Source organism: Microvirga sp. M2, assembly GCF_047497095.1.
In the GTDB taxonomy this organism is placed as follows: domain Bacteria; phylum Pseudomonadota; class Alphaproteobacteria; order Rhizobiales; family Beijerinckiaceae; genus Microvirga.
This window is the reverse complement of record NZ_CP134063.1, coordinates 2932143-2948028: the sequence shown is the minus strand read 5'-3', so window position 1 is coordinate 2948028 and position 15886 is coordinate 2932143. Positions and strand designations below refer to the sequence as shown.

At 66.3% G+C, this 15886-nt stretch carries 9 protein-coding genes; 5 read left to right on the top strand and 4 right to left on the bottom strand.

From position 1 onward, the window contains the following. The first annotated feature begins 176 nt into the window (after positions 1 to 176). Positions 177 to 3974, top strand: coding sequence for an Ig-like domain-containing protein (locus tag RE429_RS13910; RefSeq protein WP_414471341.1), 3798 nt, complete (start codon positions 177 to 179; stop codon positions 3972 to 3974). A 19-nt stretch (positions 3975 to 3993) separates the two neighbouring features. Then, on the top strand, positions 3994 to 4761 hold the full coding sequence (locus RE429_RS13905; protein ID WP_414471340.1) for an outer membrane protein: 768 nt from the start codon (positions 3994 to 3996) through the stop codon (positions 4759 to 4761). Between the two features lie 241 nt (positions 4762 to 5002). Here the strand turns inward: RE429_RS13905 and RE429_RS13900 are convergent, their stop codons facing one another. Next, positions 5003 to 7054, bottom strand: coding sequence for a response regulator (locus RE429_RS13900; protein ID WP_414471339.1), 2052 nt, complete (start codon positions 7052 to 7054; stop codon positions 5003 to 5005). A 334-nt stretch (positions 7055 to 7388) separates the two neighbouring features. Between RE429_RS13900 and RE429_RS13895 the strand changes: the two genes are divergently transcribed. Continuing rightward, a complete protein-coding gene (locus RE429_RS13895) occupies positions 7389 to 9335 on the top strand; it encodes a M23 family metallopeptidase (protein ID WP_414471338.1) in 1947 nt (648 codons plus the stop codon). A gap of 91 nt (positions 9336 to 9426) precedes the next feature. On the opposite strand, the gene RE429_RS13890 is transcribed toward RE429_RS13895, so the two are convergent. After that, the gene (locus tag RE429_RS13890) at positions 9427 to 9828 is read right to left on the bottom strand and encodes a DUF6894 family protein (protein ID WP_414471337.1); all 402 of its coding nucleotides are present in this window, start codon (positions 9826 to 9828) and stop codon (positions 9427 to 9429) included. 358 nt (positions 9829 to 10186) lie between these two features. Here RE429_RS13890 and RE429_RS13885 point away from each other — a divergent pair, with 358 nt between their 5' ends. Continuing rightward, positions 10187 to 11140: a DMT family transporter gene (locus tag RE429_RS13885; RefSeq protein WP_414471336.1), complete on the top strand. Its 954-nt coding sequence runs from the start codon at positions 10187 to 10189 to the stop codon at positions 11138 to 11140. 198 nt (positions 11141 to 11338) lie between these two features. On the opposite strand, the gene RE429_RS13880 is transcribed toward RE429_RS13885, so the two are convergent. Then, entirely contained in the window at positions 11339 to 12094 is a 756-nt protein-coding gene (locus tag RE429_RS13880) for an extensin family protein (RefSeq protein WP_414471335.1), read from the bottom strand. A gap of 363 nt (positions 12095 to 12457) precedes the next feature. Here RE429_RS13880 and RE429_RS13875 point away from each other — a divergent pair, with 363 nt between their 5' ends. Next, positions 12458 to 15298, top strand: a complete 2841-nt coding sequence (locus tag RE429_RS13875; protein ID WP_414471334.1) for an SH3 domain-containing protein — start codon at positions 12458 to 12460, stop codon at positions 15296 to 15298. A 28-nt stretch (positions 15299 to 15326) separates the two neighbouring features. On the opposite strand, the gene RE429_RS13870 is transcribed toward RE429_RS13875, so the two are convergent. Further along, entirely contained in the window at positions 15327 to 15743 is a 417-nt protein-coding gene (locus tag RE429_RS13870; protein WP_414471333.1) for a hypothetical protein, read from the bottom strand. Positions 15744 to 15886 lie beyond the last annotated feature (143 nt).

The window sequence follows — 15886 nt, the reverse complement described above, 5'->3', positions numbered from 1 at the left end:
CCATAGAGTCCTAGCCTCTACCAACCTGCTCCGGCCAGCCACCGCGACGAGCAACCGTGGCGCCGGATGCCCTCCATCCGATCCAGTGCCATGGCCCTCGCGGGTAACTGACCATCCCGTCATTCCTGCCCGATCCGGACGACCTCCGAGACAAAGTCCAAGCCAAAGTCCAAGCCATGACCGTTCCCGCCAATCGCTTCATCATCGCCAGTTACTCGGATCTCGGTGTGAGCCCCAGCGGGGCTCCACAGGTCGGAATCGGCCTCTACTACTATGGCTCACCCGGTGCGCAGATCGGGGCAGGATATACGCTCGACATCATCTATCGCGGGGCGGGCGGAGCCCCGGTGACACTGCCCACGCCCATCTATAGCGAGCTTTCTGCGGGGACCGAGTACATCATTATCGAGAGTACCTGGTACGACTACTTCGATGTGGTTCCGGCAAGCTCTTACTTCAACGACGAGGTCATGATCAGCGCGGGCGACTCCAAGCCCGACGTGATCGCGCTTGTCCTCAAGAAGGGCGGTGTGGTCGTCGATACCCTCGGTAATCCTGGGACCGGCACGCCACTTCTGGACGGTCCGGGGATCGTGGTACGGAACACCAACTTCGAGGACCCCGGGACAGGCTATCTCGCAAGCGACTGGAACGTCCTTGCGACGAACGATCCATCCCTTGGCAACAATCCCTACAAGTACGTCAATGGTTTCACGGGCGCGGTTGCGCCGGCGGCGCCGCCCGCGGACACGATCAGCCCTACGGTCATCTCCATCGTGACGACGGGGACTGCCGGTCCCACCAATGCCGACACGATCACATACACCGTCACGTTCAGCGAAGATGTCACGGGCGTCTCGGCGGACGACTTCACCCTCACCGCCACGGGCAACGCGAGCGGCCAGGTCACCCAGGTCACCATGGTCGGACCCTCGGCCTATGCCGTCACCGTGTCCAACGTCACGGGGAACGGAACCCTGCGCCTGGACCTGAATGGTTCCGGCACAGGCATTGCCGACACGCATGGCAATGCGATCACGGGCGGGTATACCGCCGGTCAGACCTACACGGTCGACACGACCGCTCCGACGCTTTCGATCACGAGCGACAGGTCGGTCCTGAAGGCGGGCGAGTCGGCGACGATCACGTTCACCTTCTCCGAGGATCCAGGTTCCAGCTTTACGAGCGACGACGTCATGGTCGGCGGCGGCACCTTGGGACCGATGAGCGGTAGCGGCCTGACGCGTACCGCGACCTTCACGCCGAGTGCGAATACAGACAACGGGACGGCCAGCGTCACCGTCGCAGCCGGCAAGTATACCGATGCGGCCGGCAATGCAGGCGGAGCCGGTGCCAGCCCATCGATCACTTTCGACACCAAGGCGCCGACAGTTGCGGTGGAAAGCGCCACCTTTTCGGACGACACGGGCGCCTCGGGCGCCGACATGATCACGTCGAGCGCAAACCAGACCATCTCCGGTACGCTCGGCAGCAGTCTGGGAACCGGAGAGCGGGTCGAGGTCTCGCTCGACAACGGCGCGAGCTGGGACGTGGCCACCGTTGACGGCGTCACCTGGTCGTTCGCCGCCGTCCTGAGCGGCTCCGGAACCTTGCAGGTGCGCGTGATGGATACCGCCGGCAACACCGGTCCTGTGTACGCGCATTCCTATGTCATTGACACCGTGGCCCCGTCCGCGCCGTCCGCGCCCGATCTGGCGGCGGCCTCGGACACGGGGATCTCCAATACCGACAACATCACCGGCGCCACCACCCCGACCTTCACCGGCACCGCGGAGATCGGCGCCACCGTCCGGCTCTATGACGGCGTCACCGAGATCGGCTCCGCCGTCGCCACCGACGGCACCTGGAGCATCACCAGTTCCACGCTCGGCGCAGGCGCCCACACCATCACGGCCGTGGCGACCGATGCCGCCGGCAATGTCGGGCTGGCCTCGCCGCCGCTGGAGATCCAGGTCGTCACGGAGGGGCCCGCCACGCAGGTGACCGGCATGGCCCTCTCGGACGACAGCGGCGTTTCCGCCACCGACTTCGTCACGAGGACGGCCGTTCAGACCCTTGCCGGCACCCTGAGCGCCGCCCTGGCCGCAGGCGAACGCGTCGAGGTGTCGTTCGACGACGGCGGTACCTGGACGCCCGCGCTCAGCGAGACGCCGACCTCCTGGTCGCTGGCGGCCGTGCTGACGGAGGGCACGCACACGATCGCGGTGCGCGTGGTCGATGCCATCGGCAACACCGGCCCCGTGCGCAGCCAGGCCTACACGCTCGACACCGTGGCGCCGGGCCTCACGATCACCAGCAATCTCGCCGCGCTCAAGGCCCACGAGACCGCCACCATCACGTTCACCTTCAGCGAAGACCCCGGCGCGAGCTTCACCCTCGACGCCATCAGCGTGGTCGGCGGCACGCTCGGCGCGCTGAGCGGCACCGGCCTGACCCGCACGGCCGTGTTCACGCCCGAGCCCGGCGTCAGCGGCGGCACGGCCACCATCGCGGTCACGGCCGGGACCTACACCGATGCCGCCGGCAATGCGGGCGGCGCGGGCGCCCCGCTGGCGCTGGCCCTCGACACCCGAGCGCCGCTGGTCGACGGCGTCGCGGTCGACCGCACCGAGACGACCAACCTCGACGGCTCGGTGTCGCAGGTGGTCACGATCCCGGTGGTGACGGCGGGCCGGAGCGAGACCGACGGCAGCGCCCTGTATGCCGACATTCCGCTGGTGACGGCGGGCGGGCGCCCCGTGCTCACGGTGCAGGTCGGGGTCGGGCTCGGCCTGACCGCGTCGGGCTTTGCGGCGCCGAAAGCCGCCGGCGCCTCGCTCGCCGACCTGATCCGCGAGATCCAGGCCCATGCCGGCGCGGCCGACCGCACCACGCTGAGCGGCGGCGGCGCGGGCTTCCTGGCCGGCCTGCCGGCGCACACGCCGCTCCTCGTCCAGGCGCTCACGCTCACCCAGGCCGGCGCGGTGGCGGGCGTGCCGCTCGTCATCAGCGGCGACAGCAGCGCGCAGGCGCCGGCGACCGCGCTCGTGATCGACGCGCGCGGGCTGTCGGCCGGCACCGTGATCGCGCTCGACAACGTCGCGTTCGCGACGATCCTCGGCGCCGTGCGGGTCACCGGCGGGGCCGGCTCGCAGGTGGTGTATGGCGACGGCGCGGCCCAGCACATCGTGCTCGGGGCCGACGACGACACCCTGCACGGCGGCGGCGGCAACGATTACATCGGCTCCAAGGGCGGCAACGACTGGCTCTACGGCGATGCCGGCAACGACACCGTCGCCGGCGGCATCGGCGACGACCATCTCTATGGCGGCACCGGCCATGACCGGCTCCTCGGCGAGGCCGGCCATGACCGCCTCGAGGGCGGGTCCGGCAACGACACCCTGCTCGGCGGCTCCGGCCACGACACCCTGGCGGGCGGCACCGGCCACGACCGGCTCTACGGCGATGCCGGCAACGACCGGCTCTATGGCGGGTCCGGCCACGACCGCCTCGACGGCGGCAGCGGCCATGACCGGCTCGACGGCGGCGCCGGCAACGACACGCTGCTCGGCGGGACCGGCAACGACACCCTGGTGGGCGGGCTCGGCCGGGACCAGCTGTGGGGCGGCGCCGGCCGCGACGTCTTCGTCTTCACGACGGTCGCGGAGAGCCGGGTCGGGGCGCAGCGCGACGTCATCCATGACTTCCAGAGCGGCCACGACCGGATCGACCTGCGCGGCATCGACGCCAACACCCGGCTCGCCGGCAACCAGGCGTTCAGCTGGACCGGCGCAGACGGCCCGTTCCTGCACCCGCAGGAGAGCGCGGCCTTCCTGGCCACGGGCTTTACCGGCCGGGCGGGCGAGCTGCGCTTTGCCAACGGCCTCCTGATGGGCGACGTCGACGGCGACGGCCGGGCCGATTTCGAGATCCGGATCGTCGGCCCTCTCGCGGCCGGCGACGTGATCCTGTAAGCCCAGATCGGAGATCGTGATGAAGAGCTTCTTCCTGTCCGCCTCAGTCCTGCTTGGCGCAACGGTCGCGGCGGCCGCCGCCGACCTGCCGTCGCGGGCCGCGCCTGTGCTTCCGCTGCCGGCCGCACCCGCGGTGAGCTGGAGCGGCTGGTATCTGGGCGCGCATGGCGCCTGGATCAGCGACCAGGGCGCGGCCGAGCGCACGGGCGTGCTGGGGGTGGCGCCGGCGGCGCTGCCGGCCCGGGCAGGCTTGCGCGCCAGCGGGCTCGGCGGCGGTGCGCAGGTCGGCTATCTGTGGCAGTTCGGCGACGTGGTCGCCGGCCTCGAGGCGGATCTGAGCGCGCTCGATGTGGGCCAGGGCCGCAGCAGCGTGGGCGTGGCGGGGCCGTTCGCGCTGCGCACCGACCTGAGTTCGCAGCTGCGCTGGTTCGGCACGCTCAAGGGCCGGGTCGGGCTCGTGCTGCCGAGCCTGGTGCCGCTCGTCGAGCAGTCGCTGGTCTATGTCACCGGCGGTCTCGCCTCGGCCCAGATCGAGCACCAGGGCGCGATCACGGTGACGCCGCCGGGCGTCGGCCCTGCGCTGAGCCGCACCGCCTGGACGAGCGGCTTCGTGCTCGGCGCCGGCGCCGAGCACCGGCTGACGCCGAACCTGTCGCTGACGAGCGAGACGCTGTATTACAAACTCGCCGACGAGACGCTGACGCTGGCGCGGGCCGGGGATCAGGCCAGCTATCGCTTCAAGAACGACGGCTGGATCAGCCGCCTGGGGCTCAACGTCCGGTTCTAAAGCAGGCCGATGCGACGAGAGAGCAGGATCGGATGCGTCTTCGCGCTCCCGATCCTTGCCACCGCCTGAGTTGCAGACCGGCCGGCACGAGCTGTCGTTCGCTCACGGGCGCATCGTGCGAAAAAGTGGACACGGTTTTCACGAACGTGGCTCTTCGGGTCCGCTCGAACGATGCGCTGTTCTATAGCAGGAGCATCGGATTCAATCCCAAAAGTGGATTCCACTTTTCACGTCCGAGACCCTAGGCCTGTCCCACCAGTCCTCGGATCCGCGCCGCGAAGGCTTCGACTGCGAAGGGCTTGGTGATCATCTCCATGCCCGGTTCCAGGAAGCCGCCCGCGATGGCTGCATTCTCCGCATATCCGGTCATGAACAGAACCTTGAGGGCCGGGCGGTGGTGGCGGGCTGCATCGGCGAGTTGGCGGCCGTTCAAGCCCGGCAGGCCGACGTCGCTCACCATCACATCGATTCTGACATTCGAATTGAGGATTTTGAGCCCTGCCGGGCCGTCATGTGCCTCCATGACATGATAGCCCAAGTCCCGGAGGATCTCGCTCACCAAGTCCCGAACCGTGGGTTCGTCCTCGACCACCAGCACGACTTCGCCCTGCCCGCGCTGAGGCGGCTCCAATTGCGGCATGTCCTGATTGTCCGGCAGGCCATGGTCACGCGGCAGGTAGATTTTGACTGTCGATCCCCGATCGACCTCGCTGTCGATGCGAACAAAGCCGTCGGACTGCCGGGCAAAACCGTAAACCATCGACAGGCCGAGGCCCGTGCCTTGCCCGATGGGCTTCGTGGTGAAGAAGGGCTCGAATGCCTTGTCGATCGTCTCCTTTGCCATCCCGACACCGGTGTCGGACACGCAAACACAGATGTATTGTCCCGGCGCTACCTCACCCAATCGTTGGGCATATCGGGCGTCGATGTCGACATTGCAGGTCTCAATCGTGAGCGTGCCTCCGTCCGGCATGGCGTCGCGTGCATTGATGGCGAGATTCAGGATCGCGCTCTCGAGCTGGTTGGGATCGCACAAGGTCGTCCAAAGGCCCGCCGCCGTCATGGTCTCGATCCGGATGGTCTCGCCTGACGTGCGGCGCAGCAGATCCTCCATGGACGTCACAAGTTGGTTGGCATCGACGGGCTTGGGATCAAGGGGCTGGCGTCGTGAGAACGCCAGGAGGCGATGGGTCAGCGCGGCCGCTCGATGGGCCGCATTCGAGGCTGCCGTGGTATAGCGTTCGATGTCGTTGAGCCGCCCTTGGCGGACCCGGGTTTGGAGCATCTCGATCGCGCCCAGGATCCCCGTCAGGAGGTTGTTGAAGTCGTGGGCTATCCCGCCTGTGAGCTGGCCGACCGCTTCCATCTTCTGAGCTTGATGCAAGGCCTCCTCGGTTTGGCGTTGCCCCGTGATGTCGCGTCCGATGGCGTAGAACAATCCGCCTTCGGGCGAAGCCGTCCAGGAAATGAGCCGGTGCTCACCGTCCTTGCAGCGGAAGCGGTTCTCGAAATTGAGCGTCGTAACGCCCCGGTCGAGCTTCGCCAATTCCCGGAGCGTCGATCCGACGTCATCGGGATGGACCAGGTCGAGAAAGTTGAGCTGGAGCAGTTCGTCCTTCGTCCAGCCGAGAACGCGGGTCCAGGCGGCATTGACGGCCAGCAGGTCGCCTTTCGCGTTGCAGACATCCATGAGGTCGCCGCTCAGACGCCAGATCCGGTCCCGCTCGCGCGTGCGCTCGGCCACGCGCGCTTCGAGGGTCTCGTTCAGTTGGCGCAGCCTGTCCTGGCTTTCCCGCAGGGCGCGCTCGGTCCTGACCTTTTGAGACGTCTCCGTGACGGTGTCGAGAAGGCCGGCCACTCGCCCGCTCTCATCTCGGACCGGGCTGTAACAGAAGGTGAAATAGGCTTCCTCAGGCTCTCCGTATCGATTGACCGGCAGGAGCAGGTCCTCGAAGTAGCTGGCCTCGCCAGCCAAAGCCTTGTCGACGATGGGTGTGATGTCGTCCCAAACCTCGGCCCAGGCCTCGCGAAAAGGCACGCCCAGCAGTTCGGGCTTGCCTCCCGCCAAAGGGCGATAGGCGTCGTTATAGATGCCGACGAGATCGGGTCCCCAGAGAAGATAGGAGGGAAACTTCGAGTTGATGACCATGCTGACCATGGTCCGCAGGCTCTGCGGCCAGGTCTGGATGGGGCCAAGGGAGGTCTGGGACCAGTCGAAGGCGCGGATCCTGGCGCCCATTTCGCCTCCGCCTACGAGAAAGGTCAGGTCCGGAGGAGCAATGTCATGCGGCATGCGATGTATCTAGACGAGGACAGGCCTCCCGGCCAGTCCCTGCGCTTAGGCAAAGAAGCGCCGGTCCGGCATCGTCACGCGTTCCAGCATGGTCACGGCCACGCGCCTGACGGACCGCCGAAGGGGCGGCTTTTGGGATCGGCGACGCCAGCCGTCCGATCCTCTTCGACCCCAAGCGGTCCTTCAACTTGCACTGCTCTTTGGTCGCCCATCCGGCCGCAAGGTCACCTATACGCGCCGCGCAGGGCAGGGCCGCTCCATCCCGCCACAAAACGGTCAAGTTTGAAGGGCGCCGGTCCACGTCCGTGAAATCCCACCTGGTCGACGACTCGCCGTGAAACACCTCGCCGCTCAATCTACCTCGGCTCGAACGAGAGAGGCGCCCTCCGCACGAACAGAGTTCGATGCGGGCTTCGCACCGCTCGAGAGCCGTTCGGACGGCAAAAGACCCGTCATCAACCTCCATTGGCTCACCGCTTGTCTCCTGGTCAGCGTCAGCGGTGGCGTGCTCATCGGCACGGCGCTCTATGGAGCTGTCGAAACAGAGGGCGTGGATATCGAGCGTCCCGAGCGCGTCGTGATCCGCTCCGTCCGCGACTTCCAGAACTCCGGCGTTGTCGGGCAGAAAGGCGACCGATTGGCTCTCGGCCCTGTGCCGGCTGCGGCAAAAAAGGAATTCAGCGCATCCAGCGTCGAGCAGGTGGGCGATCACGAAGTCATCCGGGCCCGGGCTTATGTCCGGCTCAAGACGGATCTTTCGCTGGCCCGGGCCGAGATCGAGGACATCCCCCCATTCGACTTTGCGCACATGGTCCTTGAGCGCGAGCCCGAGGCTCCCGAGGAAGACGAGGTGTCGGCTTCCTATGATCCATCCGAGACCGAGGCAACCATCACCAGAAGCGATCTGGCCGCTCTCACGATCGGGAACGATGCGCCGGCGCTGACGGAGGACAACGCTGCGGATCAGATCAGGGAGTTCACCAGCCTGACCTCGGACCTCTCTCATCTGGCGGAGGGCTTTACGCAGCAGCGCATCCTTGCCCGAACCTTCCGCTTCAAGGATCAGATCGGTCAAGGGACGATCGAGCGAGCTCCATCGGATCCCTTCGATGCGATCGACGTTCGCGTTGCGCCCGAGAACGTCGTCTCGATTCCGAAGAACCGGATCAATTCCGCATCTCCCCTCTACGAGGAGCGCGAGATCATCCTGGAGCGTGGGGAAACGCTTGAATTTGCGCTTCGCAAGAACGGCGCGACCCAAGCACGAACCGATAAGATCCTGGCGGCATTGAGTTCCTGGGTCCGGTCCAGCCTCCCCGAGGCTCCCCATGTCCGGCTTCTTCTGGGGCCGCAAACCGGTGGCCGGCCCATCGAGAGAGTCACCATCGAGCGGGATGGCAATGTCCTGGAGAATGTCGCCGAGAACGATCAGGGACAATTCGTTTCCGTACTGAGAACTGATCAGCCATCCCCGGAGGTCGCCTCATCCGGCGACACAGTGGACGAGGAGGGAGAAAGGGTCAGTTTGTACGAGAGCGTCTACGAGACCTGCCTCGAGAATGGGATCCCACGTCCGATCATCGACACCATGATCCGGGCTCTCGCGTACAATGTCGACTTCAACCAGCAGGCCGCCCGCGGGGACGGTCTCTCGCTGTTCTTCGCCAATGACGAGGGGCGCGATCCCGAACTGCTCTATGCGGCTCTCAAAATCGGAGATGAGATCCGAAAGGTGTACCGCTATCAGTCTCCCGTAACCGGGGACGTCGAATATCTCGATGAGGAAGGCCACTCGGCCAAGAAGCTCCTCGTGAGAAAGCCTGTTGCCGAAGGGCGTCTCAGTTCACCCTTCGGCGGGCGGTTTCATCCCATTCTCGGCTACACCCGTCCTCATAACGGCGTCGATTGGGCGGCCCCCCGGGGAACACCCATCATGGCAACGGGCAATGGGGTCGTCGAGGCGGCCGGAACGGCTTCCGGCTACGGCAATCACATCGAGATCAGGCACCTGAACGGCTACATGACGGGCTACGGTCACCTGGCACGGATTGCCCGTGGGATCACCCCCGGCGCAACGGTGCGACAGGGTCAGGTGATCGGTTATGTCGGTTCAACCGGCCTCTCGACGGGGCCTCACGTTCACTACGAGGTCAAGATCAACGATCGGTTCGTCGACCCGATGAAAGTCCGTCTGCCCGACGGACAAGGGCTCACCGGCGAGGCCCTGGTGTCCTTCCAGCAGGAGGGGCGGCACATGGACGATCTGCGTCATAGGGGCTGACGCGTGACGGCCGTTCGACTGGATCCCGGCGCTCTCGGACTTTCGCAGCCGCTGCCCGAACGTGCGGAGGGAGGCCGGTCGCAACGACGCCTCAGTCCGCGTGGCCTCGGCCGAGACTGTTCAGAAGATCCTGCGAGCGCCGCAGGTTCTCTCGGACAAGGCGGACCTGCTCGGCCACCTCGGCACTGAGCCGCATCATTCGGTTTCCCTGTTCCCTGGCGGCCTTGATCATCGAACGGGGGACATGCCGCCCGGCATGACGGTCGAAAATCTCGGCGAAGGGCAGGTCCAAGATCAACTCGTCTGCGGCATTCGCAACCTCGATCGCATAGTCCCGCGGATTCCGGCCCCGGGCCACGAACACCCCTCGGATACCTTCAGCCGCGCGGAACGCTTCAAGATAGGCGGTCTCCACGTCAGGAAATTCAAGCCCTAACCTGTCACGGCTCCGCCGCTGATCGGCGTCCCGGATATGAAAATAGAAGTGCGGCATGCCAGGTCCTCTCGGCTTTGTCCGGTCGGTTCGCCCTCAGGCGAAAGATGATAGGGATGATAATGATTTCGGTCGGGGGCAGAAGCTCTCCATGCGGGGTGCCGATTCCTTCTTCGGAGGAGTGGGGCCTTGCTCTTCAGCGGACCGATCACGACGCCGGTGTCCGTCCCGAAGACCCCGGGAAGTGCCGCCGGGCTGAGCGCAGGAAAGCCGGCGGTGCCAGTCCGGTGTGCGTCTTTCCAGTGACTGGACAAGTGCCTCCCGTGGGCTTCTAAAGTTTCCGGTCACATCGATTCTCCAAATCCCCAGGGCGATTGAGCCACTCCGCTGGCGTCCGGTCCCGGTTAAGGACACACACTTGGCTCTCTTCGCCCTCGGCACGTCACTCTGCATCGCCTTGGCGACCCTCATCTCTGCCGAGGTCGTGAAGGCCGTGGGCGGCCCCATGGCGCTGTCGCGCTGGCGCATGCTCATCGGTTTCCTGATGCTGGTCGCCATTGCGACAGTGGTTGGGGGCTGGGGCAGTGTGTCGGCAAGGCATTTCCCCCTTATCCTGCTCTCAAGTCTTGTGGCGATTGTCGTGGCGGATCCGGCATTGAACGCCGGCATCGCCCTGATCGGTGCACGCCGGACCGGGCTGATCTTCTCATTGAGCGCCCCCTTTGCGGCCGTGCTCGGCTTCCTGGTCCTCGGGGAGACGCTGGGCCCGAGCCAACTGGTCGGGTGCGTGCTGGTCACGTGCGGGATCGTGATCGCGGTCGGCTTCAAGCACGGGCCCGCCACTCGCCCTGAAGCGGCGCATAAAAGTTTCGTTCACGCGGAGGTTCGCCTCTCGGCTGCGGGCGTCCTGCTGGCCGTGCTTGCCGCCTTCGGCCAGGCGGTCGGCATCCTCTCCATGCGGCCGGTAATGCTCGACCACCCCGATCCATTCGCCGTGATGGCGCTGCGGGGACTCGTGGCCGTTGTCGTCCTGTGGGCGTACCATCTCGGGTCACCGAAGACTTGGAAATCGGGTACTTGGAAATCGGGCACTTGGAAATCGGGTACTTGGAAATCGGGCATCGGCATTCCGGACGGGCAGACGCTGGCTCGTGTTTCGCTCGGGGTCTTCATCGGGTACGTGGCCGGCATGTCGATGCTGATGATCGCCTTGACCGGAACCAGCGTGGCGGTTGCCTCGACACTCTCCTCGATGGCTCCGGTCGCCATCCTGCCGATGCTGTGGCTGCGGACGGGGAACAGGCTCGCATGGCCATCCTGGGTCGGCGCATGCGTGACGGTTCTTGGCACTGCCGTTCTGTTCTGGCGTTAGAGCATCGGACGCAAAAGTGGGAACCGGTTTTGCGTGAAAAGATGCTCAGGCAAGGAGAGCATCGGACGTGAAAAGTGGGAACCGGTTTTGCGTGAAAAGATGCTCAAGAACAGAGACCGACTGCATCGGATGGAGGTTCGAGTTCACACCCGACGCTGTAGCACCTGAGACGTCGAACCGCATGACAAAGCCGGTCCATCACTGGCAGATGCGGTAACGGTCGCTTGACCCATGCTGCTGCAGATCCACGTGCAGATGGTCGGCATGGGCCGCGTCGGATCCGGGACCCAGCACCGTGGTGAACCAGCCGCAGGCGGCGGTGCGCAGGGCCATCAGGGATGGATTCTGGGGGGAATCGCCTTCCGGCCGGATGCGCAGGGTTGATCCGTTGGCGAGTTCGAAACCGACGATATCGATCGCCAAGCCCTCGGCATGGGCCGACAGCCTGCCGGTCGCGGCTCCGTTCCGGTTCCGGCACTCGAACCCCGGCCCGGTGCGGACATTCCTCAATTCCGTGTTCAGGCTGCCAGCCACTACGGGCGCCACCAGGCCCCCCAGCCAACGCCCGAAGTTGCCGGCGAACCGGCAGGCCAGCATGGGCTGATCGCCCAGGCGCACGGTCGCCCCCGGTCGGGACGGCACCGGCACGGCCCTCAGCCTTACAGGCGCCTCGATCCGGCAGAGCTCGTTTGGCGTGGAGGGCTGCTCGGCCGCTTCGACCTCGAACCCATCGGCCCTGAGCTGGACGAGGCACGAATCCGGTTCCGTCACGGCCTGTGCCGGTCCCTTTTCTTCCGGAAGGGGCCGGGGTGTCTCGGCCGGGGGGCTGGACGGCTGCGCGGGTGCGGGCGCGTCCCTCGGCCGGGGCGGAGGCAGGGGCGGCCCCGCCTGCGCCAGGCTTGGTCCGGCTCCCAGGATCGCAATTGCCGCAAGCGCCACTCCGGAGCGCACCATCTGCCTCACCTCGCCGTCTCATCCTGCTCTTCTGAACGAACGCAACTGCCACGCTGCCGGTTCGCTCGTTCGTCCGGGACGTCCGGCTCTGAATTGCCGAGGGCCGACGAAGGGCAGACCAAGGGCGGACCAAGGGCGGACCAAGGGCGGACATTGCGTGAACTGGTCCAGCAGGCTTGGCGCCCTGGATAGGAGGGTGGGAGGGGCGCGCGAAGGCGAGCGGCCCGAATTGGCCTTCGTCGCAAAATGCCAAGCGCCTGTCCCAAACAATCAAGCAGATTTTCCCAACACGGCCACAATGTCCTTCGTCGACAATCTGCCCGGGTCTTCGAGCAGGGCATCGACAGGGAGGATGGCGCCCCGATGCGAATGGTCATCGCATGCACGCTTGTTCCGATCATCGCCACCACATCGGCGCTCGCGGCTCCGGGCGTGACCACCACCAGCGTCAATCTGCGCGCGGGGCCGGGAACGAACTATCCGTCGATGCGAACCCTGCCGGCCGACACCGCTGTCGATATCGGACAATGTGAAGGCTCCGGCAGCTGGTGCGCCGTCACCGTCAAAGGACAACAGGGCTTCGTGAGCGGGCGTTATCTGGACGCGAAGCAGGATTCCGAGGGGTGGCCCCGCACTTTTGAGGTCGGTCAGGGCCGGATCGTACTGTTTCAGCCGCAATTCACGGAATGGACCGACTTCAAAACCATCGAGGCGCTGGTTGCGGCGGAATACATGACGACGCCGAACGCCAATCCGGTCTTCGGTGTGATCGGACTTAAAGGTTCGACCTCCTATGACGAGGACACCGGCGCGATCGTCATCAGCGACGTGACGGTCACGCAGCTCAACTTCTCGGGCTTGGACCGCGATGCTCTGACGACGCTCTCCGTCGAGACCGGCAAGCTCCTGCCGACCGGCCCGATCACGGTGGCCGAGGCGCGCGTGACCGCGAGCCTTGCCGAGCAGAAGCGCATGGTCGATGTGACGGGGCTCAAGGCCGATCCGCCGCGGATCGTCGTCTCGACCACCCCGGCTCTTCTGGTCCAGACCGATGGCGAGGCGGCCTTTGCGCCCGTGAAGGGCAAGTCCGGCCTGTCTTTCGTCGTCAATACGAATTGGGACCTGTTCCGGATCGACGAGAGCAGCGCCCTTTATCTGCGTGACGACACCCATTGGCTGACGGCAGCCGCCATCAATGGCCCATGGGCGCCCGTGACCGATCTGCCTGCACTGCTGAAGGATCTGCCCGACGACGGCAACTGGGCCGATGCCCGCGGAGCCGTTCCGCCGGAGCCCTATCAGGACGGCAAGGTCCCTCGAATCGTCACCACCGATGCACCGGCCGAGATGATCCTGTTCATTGGCGATCCCAAGCTCGTGGACGTCCCGAAGACCTCGCTGCAATGGGCCTCCAACACCGAGACGGACGTGTTCTTCGACACGGCCGGGAAGCAGTGGTACGTGCTCCTGTCCGGCCGCTGGTTCCGTGCGGCCTCGCTCGACGGGCCATGGACGTTCGCCACACCCGACCTGCCCGCCGACTTCCGCAACCTTCCGGAGGACGCGCCGTACTACGCCGTGCGCGCATCCGTGCCCGGAACATCGGAGGCCGCGGAGGCACGGCTGAAAGCCGGCATCCCCACAACCGCGCGGGTCGAGACGGGCTCGATCGCACCGACGGTCGCCTATGCGGGGGAGCCTCAGTTCGCCCCCATCGAGACGACCGATCTTTCCTATGCGACCAATACGACCGACACCGTGATCAAGGTCGGCGAGCAGTATTTCCTGCTTCAGGACGGCGTCTGGTTCGTGTCCGAGAGCCAGAATGGCCCGTGGCAGCTCGCCCGCGAGGTGCCCGACGCCATCTATGGCATTCCCCCGTCCTCGCCGGTTTACAACGTCACCTATGTGCGCGTGTACGACACCGAGCCGGATGCGGTCTGGTACGGCTACACCATGGGCTATCTGTACGGCTTCCTGGCCTGGGGCAGCTATGTCTACGGCACGGGCTGGGCGTACCCGCCGTACTGGTACAATGGGCCGGGCTATGCCTACCCGATCTACTACCCGCGGCCGGTCACCTGGGGGATCGGGGCCTATTACAACCCGGTGCGCGGCCTCTATGGCCGTTACGGCTACGCGTACGGCCCGTATCGCGGCATCGCCGGAGCGCGGACCTGGAACCCGGCGAGCGGCACCTATGGCCGCGCGGGCGCGGCCTGGGGCCCGCGTGGGTCTGCGGCCTTCGTCGGCGCCTACAATCCGCGCACGGATGCCGGCGGCTATCTCGCCGGCGGGCGCAATGTCTATGGCGCGTGGAAGTCGGCCGGGGTCAGGCGTGGGTCCGAATGGGCCCGCGTGACGGCGCGGGACACGGCTGCCGGCGGCTCGGCGATCCGCTGGAACACCTCGAACGGGCAAGGCTTCATCCGCGAGGGCCGGCGCGGCGACATCTATGCGGGCCGCGACGGCAATGTCTACCGGAACTCCGGCAACGGATGGCAGCGCTGGGACGGCGGCTGGCAGGACGCGGCGCAGCCGAAAGCCAGCGAGCTTATCGGCCGTGGCGAAGGGCGCGAGGGCCTCTCGCCGGAAGGGCGTGAGCGGCTGCAGGAGCGCGGCGGGGGAGAGGCCTTGAGGGGCCTTGCTCAAGCGGGCGCTGCGGGGGCAGCCGGTGCGGCTCTCGGCCAGCGGCTGACCGCCGAAGGCATAGAGGGGCGCAGAGACCGTCCAGAAGGTAGCGCCGCCGGTCGGGAACGGGCGGCGCAACGCCCGGCGGGAGAGCGCCAGGCCCAGCAACGCCCGTCAGCCCAGCAGCGTCCGTCGGCGCCATCGCGCCCGGTCAAGCAGGAGCGTCCCGGCGCCCAGCAACGGCCGGCGCCGCAGCAACGCCCGGTTCAGCAACGTCAGGTGGCGCAGCAGCGTCCAGCGGCAAAGCCCCGTCCCGCGGCGCAGCAGCGCCCGACCGCGCAGCGTCCGTCCGCACAGCCGCTGCCCTCGAACCTGACGCTGGACGTTAAGGCGCGGAACCTCGGGAACCAGCGGCAGATCGCAAGCCGGCAGTTTGCCGGACCGGCGTCGCCGCAGCTCTCGCGCCGCCCGGCGTCCTTTTCAGCGCAGCGCAGCTTCAGGCCACCGGGGGGCCTTGGAGGGGGAGGAGGCTTCCGCGGCGGCTTCGGAGGTCGCGGAGGCGGTCGCCGTTAGAGCATCGAACGCATGCGGTGTGGGATCTTCATCGTGAGCAGCGCTTGTATACGGTACCGGTCGTGTCCTGTTCGTTGAGGTAGCGCTTGAGCGAGCCATCCGGCTCGAGCGTCATGAAGGCCCGGACTTCGTTGCCCCCCACCGCATTGGTGCAGTTGAGGACGAGAAGCTTGTGGTCCGCGCCCGGTCGGCTTGATTTGATGCGGCACGAGGCCTGAGGCGTCTTCAGGCTATTGCCCGAAATGATGAAGGCCGGCGCGAAGATGTCGACCGGCTTCCTGAACGTCGTTCCCTTCCCGGACGACGAGTAGACATCGGCGCACTCCGCGCTTCCCGAAAGCCAGGCGCCCTGGAGCCCGGACAATCCTCCTTGCGCCATCGTGCCTGAGGCGGCGAACGACATGGCCACGCCAAGTCCGGCAGCCGCAAAGCTCACGACTCTCATCCTAACCTCCCATCATGGTAAGACTACCGTCCTCGACGGCCCACCGCAGGACCAATCTAGGCAAGGCCAAGCCTCGCGCTTGACGGAAGTGGACGATCTCTTGGCAGTTTGGGACGGAGGCATCGGATGGGTGGCCGAGAGAC

Excerpts from the sequence above, each read along its gene's own strand:
- RE429_RS13870 (WP_414471333.1), bottom strand. The coding sequence starts at position 15,743 with ATGAGAGTCGTGAGCTTTGCGGCTGCCGGACTTGGCGTGGCCATGTCG.
- RE429_RS13875 (WP_414471334.1), top strand. The coding sequence starts at position 12,458 with ATGCGAATGGTCATCGCATGCACGCTTGTTCCGATCATCGCCACCACA.
- RE429_RS13890 (WP_414471337.1), bottom strand. The coding sequence starts at position 9,828 with ATGCCGCACTTCTATTTTCATATCCGGGACGCCGATCAGCGGCGGAGC.
- RE429_RS13910 (WP_414471341.1), top strand. The coding sequence starts at position 177 with ATGACCGTTCCCGCCAATCGCTTCATCATCGCCAGTTACTCGGATCTC.
- RE429_RS13900 (WP_414471339.1), bottom strand. The coding sequence starts at position 7,054 with ATGCCGCATGACATTGCTCCTCCGGACCTGACCTTTCTCGTAGGCGGA.
- RE429_RS13880 (WP_414471335.1), bottom strand. The coding sequence starts at position 12,094 with ATGGTGCGCTCCGGAGTGGCGCTTGCGGCAATTGCGATCCTGGGAGCC.
- RE429_RS13905 (WP_414471340.1), top strand. The coding sequence starts at position 3,994 with ATGAAGAGCTTCTTCCTGTCCGCCTCAGTCCTGCTTGGCGCAACGGTC.